Genomic DNA, 14,265 nt, shown 5'->3' with positions numbered 1-14,265 from the left:
CATTAATCGATTTTGATCAGGTATCTAATGAAATAACCGATTTTTTGAACAAGCAATCTTAGATTATCGCAGTGTGTTAAATTAAGCTCATCGCGAGCAACAATAATGGAAATACGAATATGATAGTAGTGACAGGCGCAGCCGGGTTTATTGGTAGTAATTTAGTTAAACAACTTAATGCCATGGGCCGAAATGACATTATTGCCGTTGACGACTTGACCGACGGCACCCAGATGTTCAATTTAGCCGATTGTGAAATTGCTGATTATCTCGATAAAGATGATTTCATCAAGCAAATACAAGCGGGTGATTTTGATACCAAACTTGAAGTCATATTCCATCAAGGCGCTTGCTCATCGACCACAGAGTGGGATGGCAAGTTTATGATGGCCAATAACTATGAGTATTCAAAAACATTATTGCATTACAGCCAAGCCAATAATTGCCAATTTATTTACGCCTCTTCTGCATCTGTTTATGGTGGCAGCGAAAAGTTTATTGAGCAACGCGAACTTGAAAAACCGCTCAATGTCTACGCTTACTCTAAGTTCTTATTTGATCAATATGTAAGACAGCAAAAGCTCTCTGGCCAAGTGGCAGGATTACGTTATTTCAACGTCTATGGTCCACGCGAACAACACAAAGGTGGCATGGCCAGTGTGGCTTTCCACTTTAACAACCAAATTAACGCCAATGGCGTGTGTCGTTTGTTTGAAGGTGTTGATGGTTATGAAAATGGCCAGCAACTTCGTGACTTTGTGTTTGTCGAAGATGTGGTTAACGTTAATTTATGGCTATGGCAGAATCCATCAGTATCGGGCATATATAACTGCGGAACAGGCCAAGCGCAAAGCTTTAATGATGTTGCCAATGCCGTGATTGCTTATCATGGTAAAGGGCACATTGAATACATTCCTTTCCCAGACAAATTGAAAGGCGCTTATCAAAGTTATACCCAAGCAGATTTAACTCAATTAAGAGCGGCTGGTTATCAAGGTGAATTTAAAACGGTTGAGCAAGCTGTACCTGAATATTTAGATTGGCTTAAAACCCAACATTTTATTGGCCAATAACGGTTTATTACTCTTACTAGCCGAAAAATGGCTTAACAGAAACATGCTATGGTGATTTTATCCATCGCATGTTTCTGTTTCATAGAAATGATTAACTCACTATCTAATTTCTTTAACGATCTCTATCAACATTGTTGTTGAAATCGCAGGGGTTCTTGGTAAATACACTACTTTACATAGATGAGATAGATGATCAAAACGTCCCTCCCAATCATCCCCCATCACTAAGTAATCAGCTTGATACTTTTGAATGTACTCTGCTTTAAGCTCTAATGACTCTTCAAGAAAAACTTGATCTACACAGGATAGAGCCGCGACAATTCTCATTCGATCGATTTCATCGCAAATAGGGTTTCGTTGTTTTTTACTAAAATTAAGAGCATCAGATGACACCCCAACAACCAGCTTACCGCCTAACTCTTTCGCTCTTTCTAAAATATTTAAATGACCAATATGAAACATGTCAAAAGTACCGAATGTAATAATGTTCATCTAAATCCTTATTCTAATAAATAGTCAGTAATTCTTTGGCTACAAAGGCCATCAACAACACCCACTAGCTCTGCCGTATATTGCGTCCGTTGAGGCGCAAACAACTCTGGATGTGCTATCTGTTGGTCAACAACTTGTTTTAATTCTTTATATGTTCTGGCGTGAGCGGCAATGTCTGCGTAACGGTATAAATCTTGATCGACACGATTTTTAAATCTGAATTTGAAAATTCCGCGATAAGACCAACGTAAGTGGTAAAAATCACACCATACAACAGGTTTATTTAATGCAGCAAACTCAAATAAGGCAGACGAAGCATCACTAATTAATACATCGGCTGAGACCATAAAAGGTAATAAATTGGCTTCTTCAGCAGGTGCCAAATAAACATTGTCGAAGCTTGCCCAATGAGTTAACAGCGCTTTTTGTTTTTTATAATTTGATTTACTCAATGAAAAATAATGTGGTTTGAGCAATATATTATATTCAGAAAATTGAGATGGCCAATTTTTAGCCATTTCTTCAATGCTGCTTGGATAAAATGTCGGCGCATATAACAAGGTTTTTTTATTCGTATCTAATCCTAAAGAGGCTAAGTCTAAACCCTGTTCATCTCCTTGGATAATTGGATCTAGCTTGGCATAACCTGTATCAATGAACACTTTTTCAGGAAACATCTCCTGTAATCGCTTTAAACGATATTGGCCTTCCACAAAACGAACCTCAATATCGCCTTTTGAAACAGTATAATATACCGACTTTGGCCCGACACCATGCTGCATCAAAGCAGTCTGACTGATGCCTTTTAATCGTGACGCTGAAGCAAATGCATTACCGAACACAACCCATTTAGGCTTGTTCAACAAATAAAATTCAAGCGCTTCTGATTCATCATTAACCCACACAACATTGAGTTGATGCTTACTTACAAGCGCTTCTAATACCGACTGCTGATCAACACTCTTGTAGATAACATATGTCACAGGAACCGAACGCTTCTGTAGCTCTGCAGCGACAGGAAAGTATTGTGGTAAATAATAGGGATGTAAAACATCAAAACAAATCATCGCAAGTCAATTCCTATTAATAATTCCGCATCAGAGTTTGCAAAGAGCACTAGTATAAATGATAACACGCCTCAATTTACATCTAATCCTCTCAACCGACCAATCTGATATCAAATGAAATCAATACATCTATTGGCTTTTCTCAAGGTATTGATTCAAAAAGCCCTCTTTTCAAGGTATTATTTCAAGCATAACTATCAACAAAGCTGTCTATTCATATGCCAATAGTGTCTACAAAGCAATTGCAAACATGTCAACGCTTACTGTTTATTTCGCCAGTTGCGTTAGGTGACTTTCTTTACTTAAAAACCTTTCTTATCGCTTTAAAAAAGCAATATGCTCATATTGAAATCGACATATGGTTAGATGATATTCGTTGTAATAGTGATAGCTGGCGCTTATCTAGAAGCAAAATATTGCAACAATGGATGGATACAGAAGGTGCCTTTAAGCTCACTTACGGCTGCACTGATTCAAAATTAGCAATGCAAAACCATGTGGAGCAAGCCAAACTACGTCAATACGACATCATTTTTTGCCATTCAGTCAGTAAAAGTAGACAATTTTCGCGCATCGCTCGCAACATAAGCGATAGTGCTTTTATCGTATCGAGTATTCCTAAAAGCGCTTCTTTGGGATGGCTAGACAAAATACTTTTTCGCCATTCAAACCACACTTTTATCCTAAATGAGAATGACTTACCTGAGTCACACCACATTACCGATAGATACAATTTGATATTTAATCAGGTTTTGGGTCTGAGCCTAACATCTGAGCAATTAATGCCTACATTAAAGGTGCCTGAGGAAATTGAACCCATTACTCTGTCGTGGTTAAACACCAAATTTAGTGACCCAGAAAAACAAGGGAAACTTATTTTTTTAAATCACTTATCAACCAATGAGAAAAAAGATTGGAAATTATCGCAATTATTTTCTCTTATTGAAAAAATATCAGCAATTGATTCTACACAGCGTTTTATCATCAATGTCACTCAAGAAAATTTTGATTCTGTGTCTATTAAAACCAAAGAATTTATTACTCGAACAAAGATACAAACGGCTGTATTCACCGTTAACGAGCACTTTTTTGAACTACCGTCACTCATTGCACACTCTGATTTTGTGGTAACTGTCGATACGGCAATATTACACTTTGCTTTTGCTGCTCAACGCCCTTTATTAGCGATGATGCGAGAGAAAAAGCCTTATTGGGCACCGCCGGAAAGTGAGGTGTCGCATGTCATGTATGCAACAGAAGGTAGGGGTTACATCGAAGACATAAGCGTTGAGCGAGTATTCCAACAATATAAAAAAATGAACTCTCTCAATTAAAGACTTAACACCAATATACATAAATTTACGCAAGGTGAACGAATGAAGAAGGCTATTTTTACACTCGCTATTGGCGATAACCCAATGTACCGCGCGGCCATTGCCAGCTTCAAAGCTTATGGCAAGAGGATTGGGGCTGATGTCATCGTTTCAGATCAACTACATTATAAAATCCATGTCAATAACCCTAAATTTGACTCAAGTCCAGCATGGTCTGAAAAGTTATATATTTCAGAGATTCTCAAAGAATATGATCGAGTACTGTATCTAGATGCAGATATTATCGTGACGCCATGGGCGCGAGATATATTTGAACTCTATTCTGACCTTGATACGGTTTATATGTTCAATGAAGGGGCTCATCGCGATCGCGGTGAGCAAGCGGTGCAAATTAATAATATCTTAGGCGAGGTCGACTGGCCAAAAGAAGACAATAAAATAGTTTATTACAACTCTGGGATGTTTTTGCTATCTAAAGAAACCGGACTATTTGATAAAGCCAATATTGAAGAAATGCAGGCCATTTGCAACAACGTTAAATTCTACGACCAAACCTATATTAACTATCTCATCAGAAGGGATAATATAAAAAGCATAGGTGTGGAAGCTAACTTTAATCGTATGCAGCTTTTAGGACATGATGATTATCAAAAAGCAGATTTCATCCATTATTCTGGCAGAGGTTACCGCCAAGATATCCCGATGAGAGAATTAAAATACATCATCGATTTCTGCGATATGTTTAACGATACATTAACTGATGAACAAATTCTTGAATATAAAAAACAAGCTTGGAATTGGTACATACTCAAACAACATCGCAAAACTAAGTTACCGATAGCTCTTTTGAGTGCAATATTTGGTTTATTCCGTGGCAAGTATAAATATTAAATCCGAATTCAGATTATGACAGCTCGCTTCAAGGCGAGCTTTTTACTGCTTCATAAATTGATTCAACTGAGCCTTAACGTCATCAACTTCTATCATCACCATTAAATGCTCACCTTTAGCACGCGTGCCCCACTTAACAGGTGCATCAAATTGCTTGGCTATTACTTGCGGATAAACACTGACAGTGTACTGGCGATAAAGATAAGGTCCTGTTCGTCCAGGATTTGAGTGAGCATATAAACCAATCACTGGCGTACCTTGAGTAACAGCCATATGCAAGGGTCCGGTATCGGGTGCCAGCACTAGCTTGGCTTGTTTTAACACTGCAAGTAGCTGAGTCAAAGATGTCTTACCTACTTGGTTATCCAATGGTTGCTGGCTATGAGATTGAATCACATCCGCTAGATTTTTTTCTAACGCTGTTGGGCCGCCGCACAACATCACTCTAAATCCATGCGTAACAGCATAATCAGCAACCGCAGCGTAACGCTCTGGCAGCCAGTTGCGTTCGGCCTTACTGGCTGCAGCGCAAATCACCATGACTTTATCATCGCCCACCAGTTGTTTGGCAAAGTCGGTGTCGGCTTGTGATACAGGAATATCCCAGCGTGGCGTTAAGTCTTCTACACCAATGGCTTTAGCAAAGCCCATAAAACCATCTAATACATGCGGTGTCGCCAAGGGCTCAACGGCGTGATTGGTCACTAACCATTGACCTTCTTTGGCTCTTGCCTTATCAAATCCGACCCTAACTCGCGCCTTGATCATTAATGAGGCTATGGTCGCACGAAGTGCCACCTGCATATGCAGCAACACATCAAAACGTTGGCCTTGTAAATCACGACGTAACTGAAGATAGCTACGCCAGCCCTTGGACTTGTCGAAAATAACAAACTGGATCCCTGGCAAATGCTTGAGCAATTGATATTCAACCTTACCAATAATCCATGTAATACTCAGGTCTGGATACTGTTTTTGAATAGCCTGCACCATTGCTACTGCGTGGCAAACATCACCAATGGCAGACAAACGCAGTAAACATAATGAACGTATCGCACTAAAGTCAGCTTTCATTGATTATCCAATATGCTTGAGTGAAGAATTAAGGCGGTGAAGGCAAGTTAGTGATCTTAAGGTATAATGTTATTTCGATCCACAATCTAACCAATGCTATTGATAATTAGATGCAAATAAAAAATACCCAACTTGGCCATATCGCATGGTGTGAAACCACAGCCCAGCACTTAGCATCGCAAGACTTCGCGGTTGATGGTTGGCGAGAAAAAAATGCAGTGGTGGGTCAGTCCAAAGGCCGTTACACCACATGGTTCGTCAAAACCGATAACTCGGACAGCCCGCAAACATGGGTGTTACGCCATTATTGGCGCGGTGGGATGATGGAAAAATTCAGCCGTGACGCCTACTTCTATACCGGCCTAAAACGAACCCGTGCTGTGGCAGAGTTAGCGATCCTTGAAGTTTTGTATCAAGAAGGATTTGCGGTACCACGCCCTATTGCGGCGAATGTTGAACGTTTTGGTTTATGGTATCGAGCCGACATTATTATTGAACATGTTGTTGGTGCAAACGATTTAGTGGCTTACTTAAGCCATAACTCAATGACAGAATCTCAATGGTATTTACTAGGCGAAACCATTGCCAAATTTCATCAGCGTGGGGTATATCACGCCGATTTAAATGCCAAAAACATCTTACTGGCACACGGAAAATTCTATTTGATTGATTTTGATCGAGGTGAGTTACGTACACCACAGCCTACATGGCAACAAGCCAATCTAGACCGCTTGCTACGTTCTTTTAACAAAGAGCACGGTAAACTGACTACGCTGCAATTTAGCCAGCAGCATTGGCAGCAATTACTTGCCGGTTACCAAAGCATAAACCCAATCTAAAGCTAACTCTGGTATGGAGTAGTGATAAAAATAGACGCTAACTTGCGTCTATTTTTATACGTTTTTGTTCAGATGGCTGGCAGCAAAATGTTAAACGACAAGCTCATTAATGAGGGTGAATTGCTTTAAAAGTGCGCCCCGATTTTGCTCAACGACCGCCAAGCCTGCAAAGGACGCGGATTGATACATATGGCTATCGGTAAACTTATTTTGTAATTCTTGCGCTAATTCATCCGCTGAGCTAATACAGGTCAATGCGCCAGCATCGGCAAGTAACTGGGTTATTTCAGCAAAATCCCAATGATTGGGACCGACATACACAGGTAGGCCCATGGCCGCAGGTTCAAGCGGATTATGACCACCGTTATTAATCAATGTCCCGCCAACAAATGCCTGATCCGCTGTACCATATAGCATGACTAACTCCCCCATAGTGTCACCAAGTAACACTTGAGTCTGGCTGTTAACCTCATCATTCATACTGCGTCTAGCTAACACCAATCCAGATTGGGTAATGGTAATAGCGGCTAAATTAAATTGCTCAGGATGTCGGGGCGCCATAATCAATAATGCATTAGGGAAACAAGCTAGAAGCTGTTTATGGGCGCTCAAAATGGCCTCAAACTCACCGGGGTGAACACTCCCTGCAACCCAAATAGGTGAATTAACCCGATCCCATTGGGCACGAAGCGTATTAGCTTGTTGTTTTTTGATTGGATCTATAGTGAGATCAAACTTTAAACTGCCGCACACATGTATGCGCTGAGTTGCCACTCCTAGGGTAATAAATCGTTCTGCTTCAGCTTTAGTTTGTACGGTAATCAAGTTGAGTTTGTTTAACATCGGCACAGCCAAACGGCGCTTTTTAGCGTATTTATTAGCGGACTTTTGCGACAAGCGTGCATTGGCTAAAATCAGAATCACTTGTTGCTGCTCTGCAAAGTGGACCAAGTTTGGCCACAGCTCAGTCTCCATGATAATGCACACTTTGGGTTGCAGTTGGCGTAAAAAACGTTTTATAGCATATGAAAAATCAAACGGTAAATAGCAATGCTGTACCGTATCGCCAAATGCTTTAGTCACTTCCGCAGACCCTGTTGGGCTGGTTGTGGTCACCGTAAAAACGTAATCTGGGTGCGCACCCATAAGCTGCTTAATCAACGGAATAGCCGCCAAAGTTTCTCCCATCGACACGCTGTGGATCAACACATCCGTTTTTATTAACTTAGCAAAACCAAAACGTTCAGACCAACGGCTGCGATAGTCGACACTTTTTATAGCCCGAAATGCTAAATAAAGAATCACCAGTGGAAACAACAAATATAGAAACAAAGAATAAACAATACGGTTCATGTAAGATGGGTCATCGATTTTGCTTGTCAGATAAGCACAATGTTAACATACTCATATTAAGTCGGCTTAACGAATTATTTGAGCGACAATAAGCCAATAATGAATATGGAAATCACATGAAAACCCGCGATAAAATCATTTTTGCCAGCTTAGAACTATTCAATGAACACGGTGAACGTAGCATTACCACTAATCATATTGCAGCGCATTTAGGCATTAGTCCGGGTAATTTGTACTATCACTTCCGCAATAAAGAAGACATTATCAATTCTATTTTCAGTCTTTATGAAAGTCATTTAGAGTCAGGCTTTAAGCCTTATGATGATGTGCCGATTACAATCGAATTATTAATGGGTTATTTTGATGCCATGTTCTATACCCTATGGCAGTTTAGGTTTATGTATGCCAACTTAGCCGATATTTTAAGCCGTGATGATGCGCTAAAGAAACGCTACTTACATGCTCAACAACAAGTACTGACTCGCTCAAGTGATGTGCTGCGCAAACTCAAAAAAGACGGTTTCCTAGACGTCGATGATAATAAAGTGACCGCGCTTGCCGACACCATTAAAATGATGGTCAGTTTCTGGATTAGCTACCAATTAACTCAATCTAGTACATCAACCATCACTAAAGCCACGCTATACGATGGGTTATTAAGAGTATTGATGATTTTTCAGGCTTACTCGACTCCCACTTCAAGCGCAACTTTTTGTCGTTTAGAGCAACACTACTTAGACATAGCCAGCCAAGAACGTCATAGTGTCGCGCAAATATAAGCGAAGAATTTCGTTTATCTCACATCGATTACAGAATTTCCAATCCGCTAATAACCAACTACAATTGAATCGGTTATTAGCGGATTAATTTAGGGTTATCACCCGCCTTTCAAATCCCAACACCTACATGTTAATGATTAGTTTTTTTAATGTGAATAAGTCGATACCCCTAATCTAACTCATGTTGGTCTGACGACTAAAAAAAACGCTGTAGAGCGGCAAAAATAAAGGTTAGAATGCCAATAACTCCAAAACACCCTGTCATTTATCGCGGTGTTTTACTGCGTGATTTGGATAAGCATAATAACCATATTTAGGAGAACACAGGTGGCATCTACCTCTTTTTACGACCGAATTAATCAGCAAATTGTCGATGTAAAAGCCGATGGCTTATACAAAAGTGAACGCATCATTGCTTCAGCTCAACAAACAGCTATTCAAGTTAATAGTGAAGAAGTGATTAACTTCTGCGCTAATAACTATTTAGGTTTAGCGAATCATCCTGAACTTATCAAAGCAGCAAAAGCCGGTTTAGACAGTCACGGTTTTGGTATGGCATCGGTACGATTCATTTGTGGTACTCAAGACATTCATAAGCAATTAGAAGCTAGCCTAAGTGCGTTTTTAGGCATGGAAGACACCATTTTGTACTCGTCTTGCTTCGACGCTAATGCCGGTCTTTTTGAAACTTTATTAGATGCAGAAGACGCAATTGTCTCCGATGCGCTTAACCATGCTTCAATTATTGATGGCGTGCGTTTATGTAAAGCGAAGCGTTTCCGTTATGCCAACAACGACATGGCCGACTTAGAAACGCAGCTCATTGCAGCCCAAGCTGCTGGTGCACGTAACATTTTGATCGCCACTGACGGTGTATTCTCAATGGATGGCGTAATCTCTAACCTTCAAGGTGTATGTGATCTAGCGGATAAGTACGGCGCATTAGTGATGGTCGATGACTCTCACGCCGTAGGGTTTATCGGTCAAAATGGTCGTGGAACCCATGAATACTGTAACGTTATGGATCGTGTCGACATTATTACCGGTACATTAGGTAAAGCGTTAGGTGGTGCCTCGGGTGGTTTTACTGCAGCGAAAAAAGAAGTCGTTGAATGGTTACGTCAGCGCTCTCGCCCTTACCTGTTTTCAAACTCATTAGCGCCATCTATTGTTAGTGCATCAATTCGTGTGCTTGAAATGCTAAAAACGGGTCAAGAGTTACGTGAAGCAGTATGGGAAAACAGTCGTTATTTCCGTGAGCAAATGTCTGCTGTTGGTTTCACCTTAGGTGGTGCAGACCATGCCATTATTCCAGTAATGATTGGCGATGCTAAATTGGCTGGCGATTTTGCTAACCGTTTATTACAAGAGCACATTTATGTGGTTGGATTTTCGTTCCCAGTGGTGCCAAAAGGCCAAGCGCGTATTCGCACCCAAATGTCTGCTGCGCACACTCGCACACAACTTGATCATGCTATTGGTGCCTTTACCCGTATAGGCAAAGAGATGGGTATTATCTAATCTAGCTTGTTTAATAGAAACATAGGTTAATAGAAGCATAGATTAATAGAAGCATAGATTAATAACAGCATCGAGTAATAATAGTTAACGATAGCTCAGACTAAAAATAGGTCATCAACATGAAAGCATTAAGTAAGTTAAAGCCTGAAGAAGGCATCTGGATGGTCGATTCACCAAAACCAGAAATGGGTCATAACGACCTGCTAATTAAAATTCGTAAAACGGCTATTTGTGGAACTGACGTGCATATCTACAACTGGGACGAATGGGCACAAAAAACCATTCCAGTTCCTATGATTGCTGGCCATGAATATGTCGGCGAAGTGGTCGATATTGGTCAGGAAGTACGTGGATTTAGTATTGGTGATCGTGTATCTGGAGAAGGTCACATCACTTGTGGTCATTGCCGTAACTGTCGTGCTGGTCGTACCCACTTATGCCGTAACACTTCAGGTGTTGGTGTGAATCGTGACGGTGCATTTGCCGAATACTTGGTACTACCAGCATTTAACGCCTTCAAAATCCCTGCGGATATTCCAGATGATTTAGCGGCTATATTCGATCCATTCGGTAATGCGGTACATACTGCATTATCGTTTGATTTAGTCGGCGAAGATGTGTTGATTACCGGTGCTGGCCCGATTGGTATTATGGCTGCTGCGGTTTGTAAACACGTCGGTGCTCGTCATGTTGTGATTACTGATGTAAACGAATACCGACTTGATCTTGCCCGAAAAATGGGTGCAACTCGCGCTGTGAATGTTGCAACAGACAACCTTAAAGATGTCATGAAAGAACTTGGCATGACAGAAGGCTTTGACGTTGGTTTAGAAATGTCTGGCGTACCATCGGCATTCCACGCGATGTTAGACACCATGAACCACGGTGGTAAAATTGCCATGCTAGGTATTCCTGGTGGCGAAATGGCCATTGATTGGAGCAAAATCATTTTTAAAGGGTTGATCATCAAAGGCATTTATGGCCGTGAAATGTTCGAGACTTGGTACAAAATGGCCAGTTTAATCCAATCAGGCTTAGACTTGTCACCCATCATTACTCATCATTTTAGTATTGATGATTTCCAGAAAGGCTTCGATGCAATGCGCTCAGGTCAGTCAGGTAAAGTTATATTGAACTGGGATTAAGCTTTACTGTCTCAGTATTGTGGCTTAACGAGTCAGTACACCAACAAGGGGTTGTATTTATACAACCCCTTGTTGCAAACTGGCGCTAAGCACATCGCTATTTGTACATTTTTATAGGTAATATCATGTCTGGTTTTAAACATTTGTCTATTAATGAGCTTATCCATATGTCTAGTGAATCTAACGACATACAAGTTGTTGATATTCGTGACGCTGCGAGTTTTGCTGCTGGTCATATTGAAGGTGCGACCCATTTAACCAACGAAAATCTAGCTGACTTTATTGGTGGTGCTGATATGGACAAGCCTGTCGTTGTTGTCTGCTACCATGGAATGAGCAGCCAAAGCGCAGCCAGTTATTTAAACGAACAAGGTTTTGACGACATATACAGTTTAGATGGTGGTTATAGTGCTTGGAGCTTGGCTCACGCATGATAGAAATCGGCCAGCTACCTAATGCACGTGCAGCACAAGCATTTATTGACTACCTCAAAGGGTTAAATATTCAATGCCATGCCGTGACTCATTTTCAGGGTGTTGGCCTAGTAATCACTAACCCCGCCGACGAAAATCAAGCTCGCGCTGAGTTAATTGAGTTTGCTAAAAACCCATACGATAGTAAATACTTGCAAGCCTCTTGGGACAACGGTGCAACGGATACCAAATTTGACTATGGCCCAGGTGCTAAAGGCTTAATTCAACAGTTTATGACAGGTGCAGGCCCACTGACATTAGTGTGCTTTTTTGCTTGTGTTGCCGTTTTTGCTGGTATGAACCTTGGTTTTGCCGATGCCATTTTCACTAAATTATCTTTTTTTAGCGCTGTTGCAGATAGTGACGTAAACCAAGTGTGGCGAGTATTCACCCCAAGTTTAATGCACTTTTCCGCTATGCATATTATCTTTAATTTACTGTGGTGGTGGTACTTAGGCGGTAAAATTGAAACCAATTTAGGTACTCGACCGTTACTGTTTTTATTAGTTGTCGCGGGCACTTTGCCTAATATTGTGCAGTTTTACATGACAGGGCCTAATTTTGGTGGCTTGTCTGGCGTCGTATACGCTGTGGTAGGTTACACTTGGTTAATGGGCATTCGTAAACCCAGCTGCGGTATTAGTTTGCCGCAATCTTATATGGGATTTATGCTCGTTTGGTTGGTTCTCGGCTTTACTGATGTGCTAGGAATGCCAATTGCAAATGGTGCCCACATTGCAGGGCTCTGTGTTGGGTTAGCCCAAGCATTATTTGATAGTAGAACCTCATCTACCACTAAAACCAGCTAACCATAAATAAAAATGCCACTTTCGGTGGCACTCTTTTTCTTATTAACCCGCTCATATTCACAATACATCTCAGCCTAAATCGCTAAGCCATTTCGAGTACTTTATTAACTAGTTTCTCAATGCCAATATGCGCCTCTAAAATTGACGTTGCTAGCATATAAGCTGGCGTGCTAACGATTTTATTCACTTCATCAACAACAATATCCTCAACTTGCACATTTTTATGCTTACCGCCCATTTCAGTAAATGCATGAGCCGTCTCAGAGTCGGTTCCAATTGTACCTATAGCTCCTTCGCCATATATATTCGGGATCATCACCGGTGAAATACACACAAAGCCAACAGGTTTATGCGCTAAAGCAAATTCGCGAATAAAGTTTTCTATAATTGGCTGAATATGACAATTACTGCCTGTGGTTGCAAAGTTTGATAAATTTTTAGCCGCACCAAAGCCACCAGGGATCACCAAACCATCAAATTGACTTACCTCAAGTGCACTGGCGTTAAGTACTTCACCACGAGCGATCCGCGCAGACTCAACTAATACATTACGGGTTTCGTCAGTGTTGACCTCACCGGTTAAATGATTCACCACATGCATTTGAGTAATATCCGGAGCAAAACATTGATATTGAGCACCCGCTCGCGTTATCGCCAGTAGGGTTAATACAGCCTCGTGAATTTCAGTTCCATCAAATACCCCACAGCCACTCAGTAAAACAGCAATCTTTTTCATGACATCTTCCTTCAACTTTTAATTGATAATGTAAAATTTATAACAAAAAACCAACAAAACGGTTGATCTGATTAAAAATCGTGCTAACTTAGAACGTCGAATTTGCTAGATGCCTTTTTTTTAGTCATAACACATCACTAAATTCGATTGTGACTTAACTGACATCAATAAAAAAGTCCACAAATTAGTAATATTTATTAGAAATAATATTTAGCTCACAAAAATAAAAATAGAATATATAATTCAACTAGTTACAGATTTCGTTTTAAGCCGTAAGAAAATCTATCCAGCAACGTTGATTAATTCACTCACAGACTTATCCACAGGCTGAGAGTCTTTTGTCGTGGCTGATTACTGGCTTTTCTCTATAAAATTGCCCACAAAACCTCACTGGATACACAACAAGCCAAACGTTACGGTTATTGATCACTATCTTGGGTAAATAACTGACAATCTTACAAGCATCTTGAGGTGCTGTGGGTATAATGTCATCCTATTAGTCTCGCAAAACACTGAACACGAATATTAATTATGCCAACGATTCCCAATAATCCGCTCATCTTAGTTGATGGCTCATCTTATCTTTATCGCGCTTATTATGCGCCGCCTCATTTGACCAATTCAAAAGGTGAAGCAACAGGCGCGGTTTACGGTGTTGTTAACATGCTTCGTAGTTTAT

The 14,265-nt window shown here is 40.6% G+C and carries 15 protein-coding genes; 10 read left to right on the top strand and 5 right to left on the bottom strand.

The genetic code is table 11. The annotated features are described in order from the left end of the window. Positions 1-119: 119 nt before the first annotated feature. The gene (rfaD, locus tag H5202_RS10765; protein WP_182772067.1) at positions 120-1,073 is read left to right on the top strand and encodes an ADP-glyceromanno-heptose 6-epimerase; all 954 of its coding nucleotides are present in this window, start codon (positions 120-122) and stop codon (positions 1,071-1,073) included. Between the two features lie 99 nt (positions 1,074-1,172). On the opposite strand, the gene H5202_RS10760 is transcribed toward rfaD, so the two are convergent. Beyond that, positions 1,173-1,565, bottom strand: coding sequence for an adenylyltransferase/cytidyltransferase family protein (locus H5202_RS10760; RefSeq protein WP_011639339.1), 393 nt, complete (start codon positions 1,563-1,565; stop codon positions 1,173-1,175). Positions 1,566-1,573: 8 nt separating this feature from the next. Further along, positions 1,574-2,632, bottom strand: a complete 1,059-nt coding sequence (locus H5202_RS10755) for a CDP-glycerol glycerophosphotransferase family protein (protein WP_182772066.1) — start codon at positions 2,630-2,632, stop codon at positions 1,574-1,576. Positions 2,633-2,850: 218 nt separating this feature from the next. Between H5202_RS10755 and H5202_RS10750 the strand changes: the two genes are divergently transcribed. Then, positions 2,851-3,966 (top strand): glycosyltransferase family 9 protein, encoded by a 1,116-nt coding sequence (locus tag H5202_RS10750; RefSeq protein WP_182772065.1) that lies wholly within the window; start codon positions 2,851-2,853, stop codon positions 3,964-3,966. 42 nt (positions 3,967-4,008) lie between these two features. Then, positions 4,009-4,857 carry a glycosyltransferase gene (locus tag H5202_RS10745; RefSeq protein ID WP_182772064.1) on the top strand — a complete coding sequence of 283 codons (849 nt, stop codon included), beginning with the start codon at positions 4,009-4,011 and terminating at the stop codon, positions 4,855-4,857. Between the two features lie 42 nt (positions 4,858-4,899). On the opposite strand, the gene H5202_RS10740 is transcribed toward H5202_RS10745, so the two are convergent. Then, complete coding sequence (locus H5202_RS10740; RefSeq protein ID WP_182772063.1) at positions 4,900-5,931, bottom strand: glycosyltransferase family 9 protein; 1,032 nt, start codon at positions 5,929-5,931, stop codon at positions 4,900-4,902. 110 nt (positions 5,932-6,041) lie between these two features. Between H5202_RS10740 and H5202_RS10735 the strand changes: the two genes are divergently transcribed. Further along, positions 6,042-6,770 (top strand): 3-deoxy-D-manno-octulosonic acid kinase, encoded by a 729-nt coding sequence (locus H5202_RS10735; protein WP_182772062.1) that lies wholly within the window; start codon positions 6,042-6,044, stop codon positions 6,768-6,770. A gap of 90 nt (positions 6,771-6,860) precedes the next feature. Here the strand turns inward: H5202_RS10735 and waaA are convergent, their stop codons facing one another. Then, positions 6,861-8,123, bottom strand: a complete 1,263-nt coding sequence (waaA, locus tag H5202_RS10730; protein WP_182772061.1) for a lipid IV(A) 3-deoxy-D-manno-octulosonic acid transferase — start codon at positions 8,121-8,123, stop codon at positions 6,861-6,863. Between the two features lie 116 nt (positions 8,124-8,239). Here waaA and H5202_RS10725 point away from each other — a divergent pair, with 116 nt between their 5' ends. The 5 genes from H5202_RS10725 to glpG all read left to right on the top strand — a co-directional run bounded on the left by H5202_RS10725 (position 8,240) and on the right by glpG (position 12,850). After that, a complete protein-coding gene (locus tag H5202_RS10725) occupies positions 8,240-8,902 on the top strand; it encodes a TetR/AcrR family transcriptional regulator (RefSeq protein WP_182772060.1) in 663 nt (220 codons plus the stop codon). Positions 8,903-9,229: 327 nt separating this feature from the next. After that, complete coding sequence (locus tag H5202_RS10720; protein ID WP_182772059.1) at positions 9,230-10,423, top strand: glycine C-acetyltransferase; 1,194 nt, start codon at positions 9,230-9,232, stop codon at positions 10,421-10,423. Between the two features lie 119 nt (positions 10,424-10,542). Further along, entirely contained in the window at positions 10,543-11,568 is a 1,026-nt protein-coding gene (tdh, locus tag H5202_RS10715) for an L-threonine 3-dehydrogenase (protein ID WP_182772058.1), read from the top strand. A 125-nt stretch (positions 11,569-11,693) separates the two neighbouring features. Next, positions 11,694-12,002 (top strand): thiosulfate sulfurtransferase GlpE, encoded by a 309-nt coding sequence (gene glpE / locus H5202_RS10710; protein ID WP_182772057.1) that lies wholly within the window; start codon positions 11,694-11,696, stop codon positions 12,000-12,002. Further along, a complete protein-coding gene (gene glpG / locus H5202_RS10705) occupies positions 11,999-12,850 on the top strand; it encodes a rhomboid family intramembrane serine protease GlpG (RefSeq protein ID WP_182772056.1) in 852 nt (283 codons plus the stop codon). Before glpE ends, glpG begins: the two co-directional genes overlap by 4 nt. An 82-nt stretch (positions 12,851-12,932) precedes the next feature. Here the strand turns inward: glpG and elbB are convergent, their stop codons facing one another. Next, positions 12,933-13,586 carry an isoprenoid biosynthesis glyoxalase ElbB gene (gene elbB / locus H5202_RS10700; protein ID WP_182772055.1) on the bottom strand — a complete coding sequence of 218 codons (654 nt, stop codon included), beginning with the start codon at positions 13,584-13,586 and terminating at the stop codon, positions 12,933-12,935. Positions 13,587-14,117: 531 nt separating this feature from the next. On the opposite strand from elbB, the gene H5202_RS10695 reads away from it, so the two are divergent. Continuing rightward, positions 14,118-14,265 (top strand): hypothetical protein (locus H5202_RS10695; RefSeq protein ID WP_182772054.1); only part of this gene is annotated, 148 nt, incomplete at its 3' end.

It is taken from the genome of Shewanella sp. SG41-4 (assembly GCF_014164505.1).
In the GTDB taxonomy this organism is placed as follows: domain Bacteria; phylum Pseudomonadota; class Gammaproteobacteria; order Enterobacterales; family Shewanellaceae; genus Shewanella.
This window is presented reverse-complemented; position numbering and strand designations above follow the sequence as displayed.

Bases quoted from the DNA above. Each gene is read 5' to 3' on its own strand.
- H5202_RS10725 (WP_182772060.1), top strand. From the start codon at position 8,240: ATGAAAACCCGCGATAAAATCATTTTTGCCAGCTTAGAACTATTCAAT.
- tdh (WP_182772058.1), top strand. From the start codon at position 10,543: ATGAAAGCATTAAGTAAGTTAAAGCCTGAAGAAGGCATCTGGATGGTC.
- H5202_RS10735 (WP_182772062.1), top strand. From the start codon at position 6,042: ATGCAAATAAAAAATACCCAACTTGGCCATATCGCATGGTGTGAAACC.
- H5202_RS10740 (WP_182772063.1), bottom strand. From the start codon at position 5,931: ATGAAAGCTGACTTTAGTGCGATACGTTCATTATGTTTACTGCGTTTG.
- H5202_RS10750 (WP_182772065.1), top strand. From the start codon at position 2,851: ATGCCAATAGTGTCTACAAAGCAATTGCAAACATGTCAACGCTTACTG.
- H5202_RS10745 (WP_182772064.1), top strand. From the start codon at position 4,009: ATGAAGAAGGCTATTTTTACACTCGCTATTGGCGATAACCCAATGTAC.
- H5202_RS10760 (WP_011639339.1), bottom strand. From the start codon at position 1,565: ATGAACATTATTACATTCGGTACTTTTGACATGTTTCATATTGGTCAT.
- waaA (WP_182772061.1), bottom strand. From the start codon at position 8,123: ATGAACCGTATTGTTTATTCTTTGTTTCTATATTTGTTGTTTCCACTG.
- elbB (WP_182772055.1), bottom strand. From the start codon at position 13,586: ATGAAAAAGATTGCTGTTTTACTGAGTGGCTGTGGGGTATTTGATGGA.
- rfaD (WP_182772067.1), top strand. From the start codon at position 120: ATGATAGTAGTGACAGGCGCAGCCGGGTTTATTGGTAGTAATTTAGTT.
- glpE (WP_182772057.1), top strand. From the start codon at position 11,694: ATGTCTGGTTTTAAACATTTGTCTATTAATGAGCTTATCCATATGTCT.
- H5202_RS10755 (WP_182772066.1), bottom strand. From the start codon at position 2,632: ATGATTTGTTTTGATGTTTTACATCCCTATTATTTACCACAATACTTT.
- glpG (WP_182772056.1), top strand. From the start codon at position 11,999: ATGATAGAAATCGGCCAGCTACCTAATGCACGTGCAGCACAAGCATTT.